Here is an 18,742-nt window from a genome sequence, read left to right as displayed (position 1 = left end):
ATGAGAATCATTATCAATTGCTACACTGGAGCTATGACAACACCCAACACTTTGATCCACGTTCACTCGGTGCATTTTTCCTATGCTCAGGAAGAAATACTGCACGGAGTATCACTGACTATCAACAAGGGAGAAATACTGGCCATCACAGGCGCCAATGGGTCAGGAAAGTCAACATTGCTTGAACTGATTGCTGGTGTCATGCTGCCCAGCCACGGTCACATCGAACGACCGGTTCCAGTTGCGCTGGTGGTTCAAAGACCCAACACTCCCCGGCTCTGCCACTGAGTGTGGCCGATGTTGTAGCGATGGGGACATGGCACACCCGATCCACACGAATAGAACGCAATCGGGTCGTCGCACAGGGACTAGAGCGCGTGGGCCTTAGTGGATTTGAACGCCGAAATTTCTCCACGCTTTCCGGCGGGCAGCGCCAGCGTGCGCTAGTTGCTCAAGGATTGGTCCAGCAAACTCCCGTACTACTGCTCGATGAACCTCTGGCTTCGCTGGATACTTCAAGTCGGGATGCGATTCATAAGATTTTGCGCGCCGAAGCGGACCATGGCCTAGCGGTGGTGCTGGTGACCCATGATCACGATTCTCAAATGCTTGCGGATCGAACCATTACCTTGCGCGACGGCGCTATTGCGCAGCGCCCAATACCAAGCCTGGCCACCTAACGCTAGCTATCGATGCTACAGATGCCTTCTCGATATGAGTGTTATGCCGTGCCTCGTTCTAAAAGAACGCGTGGACAAGTACGCCCACACCCATGATGAATAGCGCTGCGCAAGCAACCCATTCCAAGCGCAAAGCGATCTCTGGGCGCTTGAACCAGTGCATCGCTTTTGACGCTGCCGTGCTCAAAATCAGCATGTAGATGAATCCAACCGAAGCGAAGATTGCGCCCAGCCCCATGCCCCACACGAAGGTATTAGAACCTTGGGGAATAAAGCTTGGCATCATCGCTAGAAACAGTAGGCCCAGCTTCGGATTGAGCGCAGCCGAGAGCATGCCGGCGGTAAAAGTTTTGCCCAGCGAGTGAACCTGCCGCGCGGTGGTGGAACGGGTTTCGGTGCGAGCGATAGCGCTGTCGGCTTTAGCGACCGCTCGTGATTTGAAAAACCAGAGAGCCCGAGATAGATCAGATACAGTCCACCGAGAGTCGAGATGACCGTCTCAACGATAGGGAATCGTTGAATGACCGAAGCCGCTCCGGCCCCGGCCAGGGTGGCCCAGGCAAAGATGGCCACCATCATCCCTAGAGCCGCGATGACTCCGTGTAGCTGACGAACCAGCGAATAGCGCAGTACCAAAAAAGTATCTGGTCCGGGTGAAAGTGTCACCATCACGCACACGCCAAGATACGCGCAAAACGAAGCCCAAGTCATGATTCACCATTCTAGAAACCAATTGGCTCGCCCGACTAACTGATGACTTTCTCATGATGACTTTTCTAGCGCCCGGAAGTGACACCTCATTGACCCAAACACAATTTATTTGCGTGAATTGGCCGCATGATTGATTTAATGAACTAACCACCTAGTTTGAAAGCAGGCCGCAATGTCGACTCCGAATGGCGAACCACAGAATCCGTACACTTCAGGCCAGCCAAACCAAGGACAAAATCAGCAGAATGGCCAGTCCCGTCAGTATCAGCAGTTCGGATACCAGCAGTCGCCTAATCAGAGCTCGCCGTACCAACAGGGTTATCAGGGTTACCCAAATCAGGGGTACCCAAATCAGAATCAGATCGCAGGTAGCGAACTGGCCCAGACATCCATGATCCTCGGCATTCTTTCTATATTTGTCCTCAGCATCATCTTGGGTCCCATCGCTATCGTTAAAGCCACCCGCGCAGAGCGTGAGTTTAATACCGCCGCCACCGTGGGCAAGGTGACCGGTTGGATTGGCACTATTATCGGGTTGCTTTGGATCGCGGTCATCGTTGGCACCATCGCACTCTCGCTCTTCGCTCCGGGCGTTTCTGATGGATCGTACGATTTCTAGGTTCAGCTAAAAGACACTTAACAACAAAGCCTCCGAACCACGAATGGTTCGGAGGCTTTGTCTGTATCGGCCCTCTATTCCGTCACCCCATGCGACGGCCTTCGGGAAGTTTTATTTAGGCTTCGGTTGGAAGCACGAAGGAAGCATCGATTTCGATCTTGACCTTGTCGCTGACCAAAACACCGCCAGCTTCAAGAGCTGCGTTCCAGGTGATGCCGAATTCCTTGCGGGAAATGGTGGTGCTTGCGAAGAAGCCAGCGCGGGTTGCACCGAATGCGTCCACTGCCTGGCCACCAAGCTCTACGTCGAATTCAACTTCCTTCGAAACGCCACGGACGGTCAGCTCGCCGACCAAGACGAATTCTTCCGAGTCACCCTTGATGCCGGTGGACTTGAAGGTCATGGCTGGGAACTGCTCGGCGTCGAAGAAGTCAGCGCTCTTGAGGTGTCCATCGCGGTTTGCGTCCTTGGTGTTGACCGAGGCGATCTGAACGTTGGCAACAACGCTGGAGTCAGCCAGGGTTTCGCCGACGGTCAGGGTTGCATCGAATTCGGTGAAGCTACCGCGAACCTTGGAGATACCAGCGTGACGGACCGAGAAGCCGACCTCGGAGTGTGAAGCGTCAAGGTTCCAGGTGCCGGAAGTCAGTGCAGATGCAGTCATATCTAAGTCCTTTCATCACGCCAACAATTAGTTGACGGTTCAATTTGTTTTGCTGATACAAGTATTGCACGAAGAAAGTTGAAGCGTCAACAACTTTGCTAAAAATTTTCCTCGTTTTAGAGACTCAACCCGATAAATCGTTTCTGACTTGAATGTTTGCCAGAAAACTTATTTTGCCTCGGCTCCTGTGACGCCCTGAACGTGTCCGCGAACAGCCACACCAGTCTCATTCACCTTTTCAATCATGCGCCCATCACTTGCCGTTGGGAATAACTTCCCGTGAATCTTCAATGACAAAGGCTGGATCCCGACACTTTCAAGTGTCAGGATCCAGCCTTTGGTAGTGAGCAGTTGTCATTGAGCAGTAAGAAGATCAGGCCTACGGCTTGGAGACTAGCCCCTCGCCAACCATCCATTCAAAGGCGACGTCCGCCGGTTCGCGCCCAACCACATCAACTTGGTAGTTCAGTTCCATCAACACCTCATCGGTGAGCAATGGAGCGATCTCACCCATGATCTTTTTGACGTCTGGATGTTCCTTCAAGAATGCCTCGTTGAAGGCCGGAGCAGCGTTGTAACTTGGGAAGTACTTCTTATCGTCCTCCAGCACCGTCAGATTCAGCGCCTTGATACGACCGTCGGTGGTGAACACCTCTCCGAAGTCACAGGCTCCTGAAGCCGTTGCTTGATAGATGGCACCTACGTCGTAGAGACCGATGTTGTTCTCAGATACTTGAGACCCACGATCAATGCCATAGTGTTCCAGCATTGGAGTCAAACCATCACGACGTGAGTTGAATTCAGGATCAACACAGAAGGTTAGGTCTTTCGTATCCAAACTCTTCAGCTCTGAGAGCTTAGTGATGCCCAGACGCTTTGCCGTCTTTTCGTTCATGGCCATGGCGTACGTATTGTTCAGTGGTGCCGGCTTGCCCCAGTTGATGCCATTGGGCACGTCTTCCTTCTGCACCGCTTCCCACTGAGCTTTTTCGCCAACCACTGGTTTCTCATGCCCGAGGTACGTCAACCAGGCTGTGCCGGTATATTCCCACAGCATGCTTGCATCTCCAGAGAGCAAGAGCTGACGTGCAGGCTGAGATCCCGGAACGTTGGTCAAGTCGGTGACATCATATCCGGCAGCTTCCAAGGCAATCACGGAGATCTTGCCCAACAGCAGCTGCTCGGTGAACGACTTAGAAGTCACGGTCACCTTCGGAGCATCAGCAGCGTCGGCAACCGGCTGAATTTTCCCGGGCCCCACTTCTGGAACGGTGCCAGTGGATGGACTCAGGCCGCAACCGGTCAAACCGATCACGGCGGCAACGGACAACACCGATAGTTTTAGTACGTGTTTCATGACAGTCCCTTCGGACGTGCAACCTGTTCAACTACTCGCCCTAGCCAATCAATGGTCAGAGCCAGTAAAGCCACCAGCAAGGAACCGGTAATCAGTACGACGTTCAGGTTCAGGTTCACGCCGGTAGTGATCAAGATGCCCAGTCCACCCCCGTTGATGAAAGTGGCCAGCGTTGCTGTACCCACCAAGAGGACCAATGCGGTGCGGATGCCCGAAAGCATGACCGGAACTGCCAGAGGCAGCTCTACCTTGAACAGCACAGACATCAAAGACATGCCAATACCGCGCCCGGCTTCCACGATGCGCTGGTCAACCTGTTGCAATCCCACGATGGTGTTGGAGAGCACCGGAAGAATCGCGTAGATCACCAGTGAAACGATGGCAGTTTTCGATCCAAAGCCAAGCCAAAAAGCTAACAAGACAATGACACCGATAGCCGGTGCAGCTTGCCCGAAGTTAGCGATGGCGCGAACGATTGGGGCAGCGCGCCGCAATGAGGGACGGGTCAGTAGGATGCCCAACGGGATGGCGATAATCAGAACAATGATCGTTGCAATCACCGTCAGTTGCAGATGCTGAAGCGTGTAGCCCCAAATGGTGGCGGGATCCAGTGTCTGGCGCTCAGTCTCGGTGAGATCTGCGCTTAACAGCCAGATAACCAGCACCGCGAAGGCGATGGCAATACCAATGATCTGCCATATCAGGCTTCGTTTTTCTCCGCTCATACGGGTTCACCATCCGGCGTGATGGCTTCACTTTCAATGTCCACCACATTGATCGCACCAGAATTCAAACCGACCGGCGCGTTGTGGGCTCCATCCTGGGAACCGTTAGCTGCCGCAATGGCTTCCATAACGGTCTGCACCGAGATGACGCCAAGAAGCACGTCGCGACGACCGGTGACCAAAGCGGACTCGGAACTGGCTACCAGCATCGTATCCAGCGCGTCATTCAGGGTTGCCTGCTCGCCAACTACTGGCAGATTCTGATCACGCGTGCCATCGATGATTTCTGCACGCGATAGCTGACGTCGATCCAAGCGACGCAATGGGCGGCCACGCGAGTCCAAGACCACAGCGTGTTTGCGCCCGGCACCCTGCAGATGGGAAAGCACCTCTGAAGCTCGCTTGCCCGGAGTGGTTGTGACTGCTTCTTCCAGCTCAACTTCGTTGACTCGGGTCAAGGTCAGCTGCTTGAGCCCGGCGCCTGAGCCGATGAAGTTTTCGACAAACTCGCTGGCGGGGTTGGCCAGAATTCGTTCTGGCGAATCGTACTGCTCCAGTTGTGCACCTTCGTTGAAGATGGCAATCCAATCCCCCAGCTTCACGGCCTCATCAAAGTCGTGGGTGACACAGACGATGGTTTTCTGAACTTCAGACTGAATATTCAGAAGCTCATCCTGAAGTCGCTGACGGGTAATCGGATCCACCGCGCCAAAAGGCTCATCCATCAGCAAGACCGGTGGATCAGCGGCCAAGGCGCGGGCTACACCAACACGCTGCTGTTGTCCGCCGGAAAGTTCCTTCGGGAAGCGGTCGCGGTACATCTCGGGATCCAGCGAGACCAACTCGAGAAGCTCATCAACACGAGCAGCGATCTTTTCCTTTGACCAGCCCAGCATCTTAGGAACCATGGCGATGTTAGTTGCCACGGTCATGTGCGGGAACAGGCCGCCAGCCTGAATGACGTAACCGATGCGACGACGTAGTTCATCGCCGTTCATTCCGGTCACGTCTTCGCCGTTGATGACGATTTTTCCGCTGGTGGGCTCGATCAGACGGTTGATCATCTTCAGTGTGGTGGTCTTGCCACAACCGGAAGGACCAACAAACATCACGATTGAACCGGCTGGAATTTCCAGGGTGAGTCCCCCGACGGCAGATTTCTTCTGCCCGGGGTAGGTTTTGGTGACTTCTTCAAGCATGATCGAAGCGCCAGTGACATTCTGGGCAGTCAAAGTTTCGGAATTCTTATTTTCAGACACGGATACCTCGCGGGGTAGTTAGTCGGCCGATGCCGAGCAAAATCAGGTCAAGAATGAGAGCCAGAATCACGACGCCGACAACGCCGGTAACCACTGATTCAAGGGCATTAGCGCCGCCTAAACGGGAAAGACCTTGGAAGATAAATCCGCCAAGTCCAGGGCCCAAGGCGTAGGAAACAACGGCGGCTACACCCATCACCATCTGCGCCGAAACACGCACGCCGGTGAGGATCACTGGCCAAGCAATGGGCAGTTCAACGGAAACAAGGGTTTTCATTCGGCTCATGCCGATGCCCCTGGCTGATTCGACAATGGTTGGTTCAATGTTGTTCAGGCCTACGATGGCGTTGCGCAGAATCGGCAAGGCGGCAAAGAAGGTCACAACGATCACTGCTGGTGCGACACCAAAACCAAACGGGACAATGAGCAAACCGATCAGTGCAAAGGATGGGACGGTCAGGCCGATGGCACTGACGGAGTTCGCGATTCCAGATAATGCCTTATTGCGATACACCAGTACGGCAAGCACTACTGAAATGATGGTTGCCAGAATCAGGCACTGCAGGACAAGCGAAAAGTGTTGCCAGGAGGAGAAGAGGATATTGCGATATCGCTCCTCAAAAAATTCACCCACATTAAAACCTACTTCACTTTAGTTACGTATCAAGCTCGATCTCAGGACGCATAAATCGCCCTGTTCCTGCCCTGAGCTTACCGGGGGTTATCTAGCTCACCAAGGTTCGCGGCGTTTCCTGACTTGGTACATGGGCAGTTAGCTTGCTCAAAACAATGCTTGTGGGAACCTGAAACAGGGTGTGATTTCAACGAGAAATGTAGTGAGATGGAATCATGAAACTTGCAACGCTCCGCCTCACCAGCGAACCAGGACACACCACCGCAGCCGTCATCGAAGATGGCCGAGCCTACTACCTAGACAACCTTGATACCGTCCAGCGATTCCTGCGCTTGGATGAGCCAACGCAGCAGGAAGTCATCGCTCGTGCACTGGTGGGTGAGTCTATTGCTGAAGGTGAAGCTCACTACGCGCCGCTGATTCCTAACCCGTCAAAGATCTACTGCATCGGACTGAACTACAAGTCCCACGCTGCTGAAGTTGGTCAAGAGTTGCCTAAATACCCCACAGTGTTCGCGAAGTTCGCTTCGTCGCTGTGCGGCGCAAACGACGAAGTAGAAATCCCTGTCGAAGATCACCGGGTGGACTATGAAGCTGAACTAGCAATCATCATTGGTACGCCGGGCCGGCGTATCGCCGAAGAAGATGCCGCATCACATATCGCGGGTTACGCCGTATCCAGTGACGTGTCGATGCGAGGCTTCCAAGGACGAAGCTCCGAATGGCTTCAAGGAAAGATTTGGGACCACTCCACTCCGCTAGGTCCATGGCTGGTGACGCCAGATGAGCTAGATCCGGCAGCAAAAATCACCAGTGCCGTGAACGGAGTTATCGTCCAGGAAGGCCAGATTGATGATTTGATCTTCAACGCTGAGCAGTTGGTGTCCTACTTGTCGACGTTTAACGAACTTCAGCCAGGCGATGTCATCCTCACCGGTACTCCTGCTGGAGTGGCACTGGGACGTCGCGACGAAAACGGTCGTCACCCGTGGCTCAAGCATGGTGACGTGCTGGAAACTCGCATCGATGGCCTAGGTGTTGCTCGCACAACCTTCAACGCTGCACAGCACTAGCTAGCTTTCCCTCATGGCCTGTCAGTTAGAACTGGCAGGCCATTTTTGTCCGCGCTTCATTATTTGTTATTGAGACTCATTCTCATATAGTCTTCAAGACGTGAATGTTATCGTCCTCTCTGCCCTCGACACCTCCTGCCGCGATGCTGGGCTGGAACACCTACGGCGCCACTATCCAGAGGCCATAATCCTTTCCTACGATTTCATCGAGGGAAATCGTTTGGTACGCACCGTTGCAGGGAACGCTGCAGTCGAGCATGGTGAAGCGGTCCTCGAACATCCGTGCATCGGTTGCGCCGTCAAATACGAAATCTTTCCCGCTATTGAACGGCTGGCGCCCCAGGATAACGAAGCCACAATGCTCCTAGGTCTGCCCGCAACGTGGCATAGCGGGTCGGTGCTGGAAACATTGGCCCAAAAGCTTGCCACTGTTGACATCAGCATCAACAGCATCGCACTCTCGCTGGACCCCACTGAACTTGAAGATCACATGTGGGACAAGCACTCCTTATGGGAGTCAGGATTCAGCTCCATGGAGCGCGACCAACGCACCGCCGGAGAGTTTTTCTTCACCGAGCTCATGCAAGCTGACACGGTCCTACCCGTAGAGGGGATGCACACACGGCTGCTGGAATCCCCCAAGGGGCCTCGTCGCATTGGCGGCGAAGACTTTGACACCGGACTTGGCGTGGTTCAACAGATGGCCCCACACGCCACTATCTGCAGTCATGACAGCCAGGTCGGCTCGTTCAATCCCGGTGCCGCCCAGCAACGTACCAGTGCTGGGCACATACCTGATATCTCAGAAGCCTCGTCACCAACAAAACACGCACCAATCCACCTAATCGCAGAACGACCCCTTCATCCCGAACGGTTCCGTGAAGCGCTCCCTGCGCTAGCCGCGACCTGTACCTGCATCCGGGGACGACTCTGGGTGGCCAGTGCACTAAGTGAACGAGTAGCCATCGGAAGTGCAGGACCGCGTCTCTGGATGGAAAATACCGGCTCATGGTCAACTGAAATCGCCACTTCCGAGCTCTTGCTCTACGGCTCAGAACACGAAGCAGACGAGATTACTAACCTATTCCACCAATGCCAGGTGACAGAGGAAGAGCTGCAAGGGCTATTCTCCGCATCCTGAGTTACCGCCAACATGACCTGCCCCAAAGGAGGTGAAAAATGAAAGTTCGCAACTCTCTTCGCGACCTTAAAAATGCGCCAGGATCCCAAGTGGTTCGGCGTCGCGGACGTATCTACGTCATCAATAAAAAGAATCCAAGACTCAAGGCTCGTCAGGGCTAACGGTCCTCTCTTGCCGGCATCGCGTCTTCGATGCCGGCAAGGCGCCGTCCATCGTGATGATTACCCCGCTCACCAGAGCATTCAGTGACACACATCGCACTCTGCCATAAGATGTCAGCTATGGGAGCTACAAGCTTTCTCTTTGTCACTCACTCGCACAAGGGATGTTGTATACATGGAAGCTCTGGGAACTCTCTTCGGAGATATTTCATCAGTTATTTGGGGACCATTCTGTCTGATCCCGTTGCTACTAGGCACTGGCCTGTACCTGACCATTCGCCTCGGCGGATTGCAATTTATCAAGCTCGCCGCTTCGCTTCGCCTAGGATTGCTCAAACGCAAAGATGATGGTGCTGAAGGCGACGTCTCGCAGTTCCAAGCGTTGACGACGGCCTTGGCCGCCACGGTTGGAACTGGCAATATCGTCGGCGTGGCAACAGCCATCGGCATTGGCGGACCGGGCGCGCTGTTCTGGATGTGGGTCACCGGCCTGCTGGGAATGGCATCCAAGTACTCCGAGGCTTACCTCGGCGTCCGCTACCGCGGCACGGATATTGCAGGTGAAAAATCCGGCGGACCGCAGTACTACCTGCAGCGCGGTATCAAAGGCCCATTCGGTAAATTCTTGGCTTTGTTCTTCGCTGTCGCCGCGACTCTGGCCAGCTTCGGCATCGGCAATATGACCCAGGGAAACTCGATCGCCGCCAACCTGGATAATTCCTTTGGCGTCACCCCGTGGGTCACGGGCCTGATCCTCACCATTCTATCACTGGCTGTCCTTGTTGGTGGCATCAAGTCCATCGGCAAGGTCACCGCCGGCTTCGTGCCGATCATGATCGTGTTCTATGTGGTTGCTTCGATCTACATCTTGATTGCCAATGTCGGTGGCATCCCCGCCGCTTTTGCAGAGATCTTCACTGACGCCTTCACCGGCACCTCGGCCGTAGGTGGCTTCGCCGGGTCTGCAATCATCATCGCCGTACAGTACGGTGTTGCTCGCGGTATTTTCTCCAACGAATCCGGCATGGGCTCGGCGGCTATCGCGGCTGCCGCGGCACAGACCACCCACCCGGTCCGTCAGGGTCTGGTCTCCATGACTCAGACCTTCATCGACACGATCATCGTAGTTACCTGCACCGGATTGGTGATCATCACCACCGGTACTTGGAACAAGATTGATGAAGCCACCGGCGCGCAAGTCTCCGCCGCGTTGATGACCGGCCAAGCCTTCACCCACGGCCTGCCCGGCCAGTGGGGACACTGGGTTGTCACCATCGGCCTGGTTATGTTCGCCTTCTCAACCATCCTTGGCTGGTGCTACTACGGTGAACGCAATATTGAGCGTTTGATTGGTCGACGCGCAGTGATGCCATTCCGCGTTCTCTTCTCGTTGATTGTCTACGTAGGTTGCACCACCGAGCTGACCGCCGTATGGAACTTCTCCGACATGATGAACGGTCTTATGGCCCTACCAAACCTCGTGGGCTTGCTCATCATGTCCGGTTTGATTGCTCGTGAAACCCGCTGGTATCTCAAGAATGATCCGAAGCTGGAAGCCAACAAGGCACAGATTGAGGACTTCATGAAGGACCGCGATGGCTGGAGTGAGTGGAAGTCCGGTGACGTTGTTGGTTCCTCCCAACATCGTCAAGCACATAGCGGATAACACCTCGCTTAATGAGCTAGGCGCGAATTGATGCAAAAAATGATCTCGGTGCGGATCCTGTTTCCAGGATCCGCACCGAGATCATTTGCTGTTAAACCAGGTTCGCAACTAGCCCTCGGAAAGCTTAGGCGTTCCACAGTCCGTAGGAGTCAGCCAGATCCGCAATCTTCTGCGCACGGGCCAAACGCGGCAAGTACGAGCCGTCACCCACCGAAGCGCCAGCGGCGTGGGCTTCGAGAAGTTCCATTGCCCAGGACAGCTCATCTTCGCTAGGTGCCAACGCAGCGTTGATGCCGTCCACGTGGTCGCGGGAGAGCGAGAGCTTACCGGTCATACCCATGGATGCGGTGACGCGAGTTTCCTCAGAAACCTTAGCCGCATCAGAACCAGCTGGTGGTGGACCATCAATGGCGCCGGGAAGCTTTCCAACACGTGATGCGATGACCAGCTTGCCGCGAGCATAGGCCAGCGCCAGTGGATCATCAGAGACACCGGTGTCCTTGCGGAAGTCGTTCACGCCGAAGGCTAGACGGAAAGTGCCAGGAGCCGATGCGATCGAGGTAGCATTCTCGATACCCAATGCGGTTTCGATCAAGGCCAGCACCGGGGTGCCCGCGCGCAGACGCATGGCGCTGTAGGTGACCTGCTCTGGCTGCTCGGTCATGGCCAGCATAATGCCGCGCAGACCTGGTGCCTCAGACAGGGCTGCAAGATCATCGGCCCAGAAGTCGGTATCAATGCCGTTGACGCGCACCCATGCGGTCATGCCATTGGACAGCGCGCGGACTACATTGTCACGAGCTTGAAGTTTTTTGTCATCAGGGACAGCAGCTTCCATATCGAAGATGACTGAGTCGGCCTCGCTCGCGAGAGCCGGCGCAAAGTCCTCCTCTTTTGCTGCGTTCACCAAAAGCCAGGAACGGGACAGTTTTGCCGGAAGAGCCGCTGCTCGACGATTTCGAATTGCCATAGTTCCCAGACTACTCACTTGGGCCTGAGGGCTTCCACTAGGTATGTACACTATTTGCCTCAATTGAGCCGACCAACACAGTCTGATGTGAGGACAATTACAAACAACGAGACTTTTTCCGGTAATGTCACTAGACGTGGCACTAGGCGAATCTGTCTCCACAAAGATTTATGCTTCACGATGAAGCTGCACGATAAAGGACCCTGCGTGGCAAATATAGAAACTACTGATCCCGCAGAGACTGGACCCGAGCTTAAACGAGCGTTGTCCAACCGACACATTCAGCTCCTTGCCATTGGCGGTGCAATCGGCACTGGCCTATTCATGGGCTCGGGAAAAACCATCTCTGTTGCTGGCCCATCGGTCATCCTGGTCTACATGGTCATCGGCTTCATGTTGTACTTCGTGATGCGCGCTATGGGCGAATTACTGCTCAGCCGCACCGATTACCGCAACTTCTCCGACTTCGCCGGAGACATCCTTGGACCATGGGCTGGCTTCTTCACCGGCTGGACCTACTGGTTCTGCTGGATTGTTACCGGCGTCGCCGACGTCATTGTGATCGCCTCGGTGTACGTCACTTACTGGCTGCCAACCATTCCGCTGTGGATCCCAGCATTGGCAGTCATCGTGCTGCTGATTCTGCTGAACCTACCTTCAGTACGCGGATTTGGTGAAACCGAGTTCTGGTTCGCATTGATCAAGATTGTCGCGATTGTTGTCTTGATTGTCGTCGGCCTGGTCATGATCGTCACCGGCTTCGAGCACGATGGCGCTCAGGCTTCCTTCCTGAACCTATTCAACGGTGAAGGCGGATTCTTCGGTGGCGGACTCATGGGCTTCGTTATGGGCTTCCAAATCGCCGTCTTCGCCTTTGTTGGTATTGAGCTAGTTGGTACCGCAGCTGCTGAAACAAAGAACCCGGAACACAACCTGCCAAAGGCTATCAACGCCATCCCAGTGCGTATTCTGCTCTTCTACGTAGGTTCGCTGGCCATCTTGATGTCGGTCGTTCCTTGGGATCGCTTCACCGCTGATCAGTCGCCATTCGTGATGCTCTTCTCGCTGGCAGGCCTTGGCGCTGCAGCTCACCTGGTTAACGCCGTGGTGCTGACTTCTGCGACGTCATCGGCTAACTCGGGCATCTACTCAACTTCGCGTATGGTCTTTGGACTGGCAACCGACGGTGATGCACCAAAGCTCTTCGGCAAACTCACCAGCCGTCAGGTTCCACGCAATGCGTTGTTCCTTTCCGGCGTTGTGTTGCTCAGTTCGATTGTTCTGCTGGTCTTCGGTCTGGATAAGTCCACCGGCTTCTCGGTAGTCACCACGATCTCCTCGCTGTGCTTCATGTTCGTCTGGACGATCATCTTGATCAGCTACTTGGTCTACCGCAAGCGTCGTCCGCAGGCTCATGACACGTCGGTCTTCAAGATGCCGGGCGGCACCTTCATGCCGTACGTAGTCATGGCGTTCTTCGTGTTCCTACTGTGGGCTTTCACTAAGGATGCAGACACCTTGACTGGCCTGTTGTCAACGCCAATCTGGTTCGTTGTGGTTGGTATCGGCTATCTGTTGCTGCGCAATAATCCTCAGCATCATAAGCTGCGTCAAGCACATGTGGAGCGTGTAGCTGCAGAGAAGCGTGAGGCAGCAGCCTACCTCGCTTCGAAGAAGCACTAATAAGGATCAATCTTCCTTTTGAGGCAAAGCCGTGATCATCCGAATCCATTCGGGTGATCACGGCTTTTCTTTATCCAGGCAAGGACTGCAACGGGTCAATTATTTGGGGATATCATCGCGCCAAAGGGAAGATCTCGACTCACAAAGAGCACTTCTAGCAGTCTCATATTCTCGCCGTACCGACTAAAAGCCCATGGTGCCTCGTGCCTGATCCCTCTGGAAATCTTCGAGAAGTACAACAACGTGGTCTCATTCCACGAACAGTTATGGCCGTGCGCAAAAACTTCATTGTCCTCTAACACTGATCCTGAAAGGCCGTTGAGCAGGTACAAACTATCGGCAAAGTTCAGGCCACGAACCAAAATTCTGGATGCCCTCGCAGGCTGAGCCCGATGGTGTAGGCGTAGGGCTGGCTGAATCGGCCCGGTTCTACAAAAAGTACCTGACGTCCAAAATCACGAATGCACTGATCGCTTCTGGCCTCCACATCTGCAAGGCTCATCCCATCACACATATCGCACATGCTTGCGCTCCTTCTTACTTCGATTGCTGTCCATGAGCTCAGGCTGCTTTGCATTGGACCTGGTGCAGCGCCTTGCGTGCCGGCGTTGATCTGCGCGATGGAGACTCGCAAACTAACAAACGTGGACGATACTCGCCCAGCGCGTCGTCGAAGTCATCAAGATCGTCAAAGTCCTCAGGGTCTTCAAAGTCGTCAAAATCCTCAAAGGCATCAAGGAGATACGCCTCGGCAGACAAGTCGTGGAACTTCAATTCTCCAAAGAAGGCTGTTCCGCTGGTTCCCTCTGTGAAATGTCGGCCGTGGTCGAGGACTTGTTCAGCAAGGTACTTCAATAAGCCAAAGGCTTCGTCTTCACTGCCGGCAAGGGTGGCGATTTCAGCGTGGCCCGAATCCTCAAGACCCTTGGTTGATGCCATGACAAGCGGCGACAGAGGAATACGGTAGGCAAACAACGCATAGCCGCGGCGCTTTATCTCTAATTCGGCCAGAAAGGCCGCTTCTTCCGCAGTGGATAAGGTGCTTCTGATCGTGCACCATTTCGTTACGAAGTCTCTCACTACTACTCCTCCTTGCATGATGTGATGTCAGCAAGTCTCACGCTGATATCAGGCTTGGAGGTTAAGAATCAAACTAGGTGTGGACAACAAAAAAGCGTTGCCCGCAATCACATCGATTGCAGGCAACGCCTTAGGTACGACACCGACAGGTGCCTACGAGACTACTTAGCCGACTGTGCTTCAGCAGCCACCGCGGCGGCTACAGCTGGCATCACTCGATCATCCAGAGCCGAAGGAACAATGTAGTCCTCAGCCAAGTCATCACCGACCAAATCAGCGATGGCATGAGCCGCGGCGACCTTCATTTCCTCGGTAATTCTCGTGGCGCCCGAGTCCAGCGCACCACGGAAGATTCCAGGGAAGGCCAGAACGTTGTTGATCTGGTTTGGGAAGTCACTTCGTCCGGTGGCAACCACTGCCGCATACTTCTTGGCCACATCCGGCATGATTTCCGGAGTCGGGTTAGACAGCGCAAAGATGATGCCATCCTTGTTCATCTTGGCCAATGCTGCTTCGTCAAACTTCGACGAAGATAGTCCCACCACTACGTCAGCGCCTTCCAAGGCTTCAGCCAATCCGCCCATCACGTCATCACGGTTGGTGCGTCCTGCCAATTCGGCCTTGATGGGGTTCAAGTCATCACGCTCGCGGTGAATGGTTCCCCGCGAATCGAGAACGATCACGTCATCCACTCCTGCCTTGAGCAACAGGTTAGTCACGGCTACACCGGCTGAACCCGCGCCGGAGACAACAACCTTCAGCGAGCTGATGTCCCGTTTGGTCTGACGAGCGGCCCCAATAAGTGCAGCCAGGACCACCACGGCGGTGCCGTGCTGATCATCGTGCATCACTGGGATATCCAACGCTTCTATGAGGCGCTTTTCGATCTCGAAACAACGAGGCGCCGAGATGTCTTCGAGGTTTACCGCACCGAAGCTTGGGCGTAGACGAATCACTGTCTCAACGATTTCATCAACGTCGGTGGTGTTCAGTACCAGCGGGATGGAATCTAGTTCAGCGAATTCTTTGAATAGTGCGCTCTTACCTTCCATCACCGGCAGCGACGCTGCTGCACCGATGTTGCCCAGGCCTAGCACTGCGGTGCCGTCGGAGATGACGGCAACCAGACGCGAGGCCCAGGTGTGGGTGGAGTGCATGGCTGGATCATCAGCGATCGCTTGGGAAACCTTGGCTACTCCGGGAGTGTACGCAATGGACAGATCACGCTTGGACTTCAGTGGCATCTGCGACTGAACGGTGAGTTTGCCACCGATGTGAGCGTCGAATACTTCTGCATCGGTGATGGTGGACAGGTCTTTGGCGGATTCAATCGACATTGAATGATTCTTCTTTCAAGAAAGTTTTGAACGACGAAAACGCAGTACCCACAAAGCTTGTGGCATAGCGTAGGAACGCGCATGACCATTCATCCGACCGCAACAGAGCTTGACCCGACGCAATTAAGGAGGGCATCAAGCTTCTATGTACACAGTTCCCCGAGGAGCTCCGCCGGGTAAGGCTGAAGGTTCCGTCGTGGTGTGCCGGAAGATGGCTGGTCAGTACTTTCTTTAGACCTACAATTTCCACCATACGGGAACCGTTTGTCGCAATACAACCCCCTTTCGTCGTGGAGCTCTAATATGACTTGCCGTAGCAATATCCACCTCTGGTGCTCATTGCACGCACTTGGTGCGCAACTTGAGGCAAAATGAATTCCATGGCATCACCGACTTCAGCCTTGGGCAGAGTACGTACTTTCGAGTCACTCGACGAAAAGACCACCACACGGTTGCGACGCGCGCTGGATGAATCAAACGACACCACGGTGTTTGTGAATGGCACTGCACTACAGCTACCTAAGGAAGCTCATCAGGCGCTCATTGAAGTGCTCGCGCGTTTTGCCAATGGAGAGTCGGTCAGCATCGGAACTCCAGAGTTACTGCTGAACACTTCTCAGGCCGCTCAGATGGCTGGCATTTCAAATAGCTACCTTCGAAAGCTTGCTGATGCAGGAATTATCGAGGTGGAATACCGCGGCACACACCGGCGTATCCGCCCTAGCTCCATTCAGGATTGGTTAGATTCTCGCGCCAAATCCGAGAAGTAGCCGGACGAATACCTGTCCTAGGTTAAGGGCAATGGCCGCACATTGCTGAAGTTCTTGCCAACCGCGAGTTTTCCTGTTGGAATACCAAAGTATTCTATTTGAAAACACATCCTCGCATGGAGCCTGAATGCGAGGAGCGCGCTCCTTACATCAGTGGGAGCCTTGGCCAAGGAGGACCATGAGCACCGCACCCCAGTCCCTAACATCTGCCCACGAAGAATTGCTCTCCGAGCGGGCAGCAGGTATCAAACAGTCTGCGGTACGAGACGTTTTTGAACTCTCCTTGGATCCTTCATTGGTTTCCCTTGCTGGCGGCAATCCTTTTTGCAATTACTGCCACTGGCAAAGATTGGTGAAATCTCCCAGCGCATCATCACCGAGCAGGGGCCTGAAGCGTTACAGTACGGCTCCGGTTTGGGCACCGCTCAACTCCGCGCGCAGATCCTCGATGTCATGGCCGCAGAAGGAATCACCAACGTCAAAGTTGAAGACGTAGTGGTAACCAACGGATCCCAATCGGCACAAGATATGGCCTGCAAGGTCTTCTGCGATCCTGGGGATACCGTACTGTGCGAGGACCCGACCTATGTTGGTGCGCTGAATACTTTTGAGGCCTACCAGGTCAAAGCACGTCCGGTAGGCACCGACGATAATGGTCTGATTCCTCAAGCGTTGCGTGAGCGCATCACTGAGCTGCGAGCCTCCGGGGAACGCATCAAGTTCCTCTACACCATTCCGAATTTTAACAACCCTTCAGGCATCACGCTGGCAGCCGAGCGACGCGAAGAAATCGTGGCCATCTGCCGTGAAGAAGGCATTCTGATTCTGGAAGATAACCCTTACGGAATGCTGCGTTACGAGGGAGAAGCGGCGCCAACCCTGCGCAGCTTGGATCCCGAGAACGTCATCTACATGGGTTCCTTCTCCAAGATCTTTGCACCCGGTCTACGCATTGGCTGGGCCACAGTGCCTACCCATCTGTTCCGTCGTTTCTACTTGGCTGGCGAAGCTGTGGCGCTGTGCCCACCAACCCTGAATCAGATGATCATCAGTGCTTATCTTGAAGAGCATGACTGGAAGGGACAGATCACTAAATACAACGATCTGTACCGTTCCCGTCGCGACGCAATGCTTGATGCCCTAGAAAAGTACCTACCAGCAGAGGTCAGCTACACGCGACCTGAAGGTGGATTTTTCATCTGGTTGACTCTTCCCCAAGGAATCGACACGTATGCGCTGCTGCAACTTGGCGTGAAGGCCGGAGTCATTTTCATTCCAGGAGCGGCGTTCAGCCCAAGCGGACAGGCAGATAACAAGCTTCGTCTAGCGTTCTGCGCCGTTGATGAGGCCACCATCGCTGAAGGTGTGCAGCGTCTATCGACCCTGCTAGCTTCCGCTATCGAAGCAAACGCTAGCTAGGGTCCGCCTCTCGCTTAGCTCAGGCGACCGCCAAAGTCATCAGCGATTTCTTTGGCGGTACGTCGCAGCCTTGGCAACAGCTCTTCTTCGATGACTTCAGAGTTGTTCCGGCTGGTCTGTACCGAGATGTTCAGCGCGCCTAGAAGTTTCCCACCGCGAAGCACCGGAACAGCCAGTCCGCGCAGTCCCTCGTCGAGTTCCTGATTAACCAGTGACCATCCCTGCTCGCGGACCTTTGCCAGTTCCTTCTTTAATGCCGCAAGATCAGCCACCGTGTGTTCGGTGTACGGGTGCAGATCTACCCGCTCAAGGAATGCCTCTTGCTCGGCAGGCTCTAGGTGAGCGATCAGCACACGGCCCATCGATGTCACCCAGGCCGGCAGTCGATTGCCGATGGAGACGTTTAGCGCGTGCAGTCGTGGTGCAGTAACGCGTTCAACGTACAGAATGTCTTGGCCTTCAAGCACACATAATGAAGCGGTCTCTTCCAAGTCGCGCGCCAGAGACTGTAGGTGACCCACCGCTGCCTGTGGCAGAGTGAGTCCCGACAAATAGGCAGCACCGATATCCAAAACGCGCGGGGTCATCCGATACGCGTTGCCGTTAGCTTGTAGATAGCCAAGGTCCGTAAGGGTCAGCAGGAACCGGCGAGCCGAAGCGCGGGTCTGGTCCGTTGCCGTAGCCACTTGAGAGACGGTCAATTCGGTGTTGCCAGCTGAAAATGCGAGCAGCACGGCCAAAGTCTTATCCGCAGACTTAACAAAGTAATCTGGCCGCTCTGCCACGTGTATTT

The 18,742-nt window shown here is 54.5% G+C and carries 20 protein-coding genes and 1 pseudogene; 10 read left to right on the top strand and 11 right to left on the bottom strand.

Annotated features, from left to right (window positions below; translation table 11 throughout):
- On the top strand, positions 1 to 288 hold the full coding sequence (locus N6V40_RS05560) for an ABC transporter ATP-binding protein (RefSeq protein WP_262199329.1): 288 nt from the start codon (positions 1 to 3) through the stop codon (positions 286 to 288).
- Positions 289 to 308: 20 nt separating this feature from the next.
- Entirely contained in the window at positions 309 to 680 is a 372-nt protein-coding gene (locus N6V40_RS05555) for an ATP-binding cassette domain-containing protein (protein WP_262199328.1), read from the top strand.
- A gap of 58 nt (positions 681 to 738) precedes the next feature.
- Here N6V40_RS05555 and N6V40_RS05550 read toward each other — a convergent pair whose 3' ends face one another.
- Complete coding sequence (locus N6V40_RS05550; protein WP_262199701.1) at positions 739 to 1,086, bottom strand: LysE family translocator; 348 nt, start codon at positions 1,084 to 1,086, stop codon at positions 739 to 741.
- Positions 969 to 1,349, bottom strand: coding sequence for a LysE family translocator (locus tag N6V40_RS17600; protein WP_396268623.1), 381 nt, complete (start codon positions 1,347 to 1,349; stop codon positions 969 to 971). The genes N6V40_RS05550 and N6V40_RS17600 overlap by 118 nt, the downstream gene beginning before the upstream one ends.
- Positions 1,350 to 1,563: 214 nt before the next feature.
- On the opposite strand from N6V40_RS17600, the gene N6V40_RS05545 reads away from it, so the two are divergent.
- Positions 1,564 to 2,010: a DUF4190 domain-containing protein gene (locus N6V40_RS05545; protein WP_262199327.1), complete on the top strand. Its 447-nt coding sequence runs from the start codon at positions 1,564 to 1,566 to the stop codon at positions 2,008 to 2,010.
- Between the two features lie 115 nt (positions 2,011 to 2,125).
- Here the strand turns inward: N6V40_RS05545 and N6V40_RS05540 are convergent, their stop codons facing one another.
- The 5 genes from N6V40_RS05540 to N6V40_RS05520 form a co-directional block, all read right to left on the bottom strand.
- Positions 2,126 to 2,674 carry a YceI family protein gene (locus N6V40_RS05540; RefSeq protein ID WP_262199326.1) on the bottom strand — a complete coding sequence of 183 codons (549 nt, stop codon included), beginning with the start codon at positions 2,672 to 2,674 and terminating at the stop codon, positions 2,126 to 2,128.
- Between the two features lie 379 nt (positions 2,675 to 3,053).
- The gene (locus N6V40_RS05535; RefSeq protein WP_131089182.1) at positions 3,054 to 4,031 is read right to left on the bottom strand and encodes a glycine betaine ABC transporter substrate-binding protein; all 978 of its coding nucleotides are present in this window, start codon (positions 4,029 to 4,031) and stop codon (positions 3,054 to 3,056) included.
- On the bottom strand, positions 4,028 to 4,756 hold the full coding sequence (locus tag N6V40_RS05530; RefSeq protein ID WP_131089183.1) for an ABC transporter permease: 729 nt from the start codon (positions 4,754 to 4,756) through the stop codon (positions 4,028 to 4,030). The genes N6V40_RS05535 and N6V40_RS05530 overlap by 4 nt, the downstream gene beginning before the upstream one ends.
- On the bottom strand, positions 4,753 to 5,955 hold the full coding sequence (locus N6V40_RS05525) for an ABC transporter ATP-binding protein (RefSeq protein WP_165477343.1): 1,203 nt from the start codon (positions 5,953 to 5,955) through the stop codon (positions 4,753 to 4,755). The genes N6V40_RS05530 and N6V40_RS05525 overlap by 4 nt, the downstream gene beginning before the upstream one ends.
- A 52-nt stretch (positions 5,956 to 6,007) precedes the next feature.
- Positions 6,008 to 6,649, bottom strand: a complete 642-nt coding sequence (locus N6V40_RS05520; protein WP_131089185.1) for an ABC transporter permease — start codon at positions 6,647 to 6,649, stop codon at positions 6,008 to 6,010.
- Positions 6,650 to 6,864: 215 nt separating this feature from the next.
- Here N6V40_RS05520 and N6V40_RS05515 point away from each other — a divergent pair, with 215 nt between their 5' ends.
- The 4 genes from N6V40_RS05515 (at position 6,865) to N6V40_RS05500 (ending at position 10,690) form a co-directional block, all read left to right on the top strand.
- Complete coding sequence (locus N6V40_RS05515; protein ID WP_131089186.1) at positions 6,865 to 7,722, top strand: fumarylacetoacetate hydrolase family protein; 858 nt, start codon at positions 6,865 to 6,867, stop codon at positions 7,720 to 7,722.
- A 100-nt stretch (positions 7,723 to 7,822) separates the two neighbouring features.
- Positions 7,823 to 8,863 carry a GTP-binding protein gene (locus N6V40_RS05510; RefSeq protein WP_262199324.1) on the top strand — a complete coding sequence of 347 codons (1,041 nt, stop codon included), beginning with the start codon at positions 7,823 to 7,825 and terminating at the stop codon, positions 8,861 to 8,863.
- 38 nt (positions 8,864 to 8,901) lie between these two features.
- Positions 8,902 to 9,024, top strand: coding sequence for a type B 50S ribosomal protein L36 (gene ykgO / locus N6V40_RS05505; protein WP_131089188.1), 123 nt, complete (start codon positions 8,902 to 8,904; stop codon positions 9,022 to 9,024).
- Positions 9,025 to 9,199: 175 nt separating this feature from the next.
- On the top strand, positions 9,200 to 10,690 hold the full coding sequence (locus tag N6V40_RS05500; RefSeq protein ID WP_262199323.1) for an alanine/glycine:cation symporter family protein: 1,491 nt from the start codon (positions 9,200 to 9,202) through the stop codon (positions 10,688 to 10,690).
- 124 nt (positions 10,691 to 10,814) lie between these two features.
- On the opposite strand, the gene N6V40_RS05495 is transcribed toward N6V40_RS05500, so the two are convergent.
- The gene (locus N6V40_RS05495) at positions 10,815 to 11,660 is read right to left on the bottom strand and encodes an HpcH/HpaI aldolase/citrate lyase family protein (RefSeq protein WP_131089190.1); all 846 of its coding nucleotides are present in this window, start codon (positions 11,658 to 11,660) and stop codon (positions 10,815 to 10,817) included.
- 180 nt (positions 11,661 to 11,840) lie between these two features.
- Between N6V40_RS05495 and N6V40_RS05490 the strand changes: the two genes are divergently transcribed.
- Complete coding sequence (locus N6V40_RS05490) at positions 11,841 to 13,343, top strand: amino acid permease (RefSeq protein ID WP_396268417.1); 1,503 nt, start codon at positions 11,841 to 11,843, stop codon at positions 13,341 to 13,343.
- A 561-nt stretch (positions 13,344 to 13,904) separates the two neighbouring features.
- Here N6V40_RS05490 and N6V40_RS05485 read toward each other — a convergent pair.
- Positions 13,905 to 14,423, bottom strand: coding sequence for a hypothetical protein (locus N6V40_RS05485; RefSeq protein ID WP_131089192.1), 519 nt, complete (start codon positions 14,421 to 14,423; stop codon positions 13,905 to 13,907).
- 161 nt (positions 14,424 to 14,584) lie between these two features.
- Positions 14,585 to 15,760 (bottom strand): NAD(P)-dependent malic enzyme, encoded by a 1,176-nt coding sequence (locus N6V40_RS05480; protein WP_262199321.1) that lies wholly within the window; start codon positions 15,758 to 15,760, stop codon positions 14,585 to 14,587.
- 380 nt (positions 15,761 to 16,140) lie between these two features.
- Between N6V40_RS05480 and N6V40_RS05475 the strand changes: the two genes are divergently transcribed.
- Together N6V40_RS05475 and N6V40_RS05470 are read left to right on the top strand one after the other, a co-directional pair.
- Positions 16,141 to 16,530 carry a helix-turn-helix domain-containing protein gene (locus N6V40_RS05475; protein WP_262199320.1) on the top strand — a complete coding sequence of 130 codons (390 nt, stop codon included), beginning with the start codon at positions 16,141 to 16,143 and terminating at the stop codon, positions 16,528 to 16,530.
- A 178-nt stretch (positions 16,531 to 16,708) separates the two neighbouring features.
- Positions 16,709 to 17,949 (top strand): annotated as a pseudogene (locus N6V40_RS05470) (PLP-dependent aminotransferase family protein).
- Positions 17,950 to 17,963: 14 nt separating this feature from the next.
- On the opposite strand, the gene N6V40_RS05465 reads toward N6V40_RS05470, so the two are convergent.
- A complete protein-coding gene (locus N6V40_RS05465; RefSeq protein WP_131089196.1) occupies positions 17,964 to 18,734 on the bottom strand; it encodes an IclR family transcriptional regulator domain-containing protein in 771 nt (256 codons plus the stop codon).
- Positions 18,735 to 18,742: the final 8 nt, after the last annotated feature.

It is taken from the genome of Glutamicibacter sp. M10, from assembly GCF_025452055.1.
GTDB lineage: Bacteria > Actinomycetota > Actinomycetes > Actinomycetales > Micrococcaceae > Glutamicibacter.
Note: the sequence above shows the minus strand (reverse complement) of the source record. Positions and strands in the feature narration are given on the sequence as shown.

Coding starts and splice junctions, on each gene's coding strand:
- N6V40_RS05560 (WP_262199329.1), top strand. CDS start 1: ATGAGAATCATTATCAATTGCTACACTGGAGCTATGACAACACCCAAC.
- N6V40_RS05555 (WP_262199328.1), top strand. CDS start 309: ATGGGGACATGGCACACCCGATCCACACGAATAGAACGCAATCGGGTC.
- N6V40_RS17600 (WP_396268623.1), bottom strand. CDS start 1,349: ATGGTGACACTTTCACCCGGACCAGATACTTTTTTGGTACTGCGCTAT.
- N6V40_RS05545 (WP_262199327.1), top strand. CDS start 1,564: ATGTCGACTCCGAATGGCGAACCACAGAATCCGTACACTTCAGGCCAG.
- N6V40_RS05540 (WP_262199326.1), bottom strand. CDS start 2,674: ATGACTGCATCTGCACTGACTTCCGGCACCTGGAACCTTGACGCTTCA.
- N6V40_RS05535 (WP_131089182.1), bottom strand. CDS start 4,031: ATGAAACACGTACTAAAACTATCGGTGTTGTCCGTTGCCGCCGTGATC.
- N6V40_RS05530 (WP_131089183.1), bottom strand. CDS start 4,756: ATGAGCGGAGAAAAACGAAGCCTGATATGGCAGATCATTGGTATTGCC.
- N6V40_RS05525 (WP_165477343.1), bottom strand. CDS start 5,955: ATGCTTGAAGAAGTCACCAAAACCTACCCCGGGCAGAAGAAATCTGCC.
- N6V40_RS05515 (WP_131089186.1), top strand. CDS start 6,865: ATGAAACTTGCAACGCTCCGCCTCACCAGCGAACCAGGACACACCACC.
- ykgO (WP_131089188.1), top strand. CDS start 8,902: ATGAAAGTTCGCAACTCTCTTCGCGACCTTAAAAATGCGCCAGGATCC.
- N6V40_RS05500 (WP_262199323.1), top strand. CDS start 9,200: ATGGAAGCTCTGGGAACTCTCTTCGGAGATATTTCATCAGTTATTTGG.
- N6V40_RS05495 (WP_131089190.1), bottom strand. CDS start 11,660: ATGGCAATTCGAAATCGTCGAGCAGCGGCTCTTCCGGCAAAACTGTCC.
- N6V40_RS05490 (WP_396268417.1), top strand. CDS start 11,841: ATGAAGCTGCACGATAAAGGACCCTGCGTGGCAAATATAGAAACTACT.
- N6V40_RS05480 (WP_262199321.1), bottom strand. CDS start 15,760: ATGTCGATTGAATCCGCCAAAGACCTGTCCACCATCACCGATGCAGAA.
- N6V40_RS05475 (WP_262199320.1), top strand. CDS start 16,141: ATGGCATCACCGACTTCAGCCTTGGGCAGAGTACGTACTTTCGAGTCA.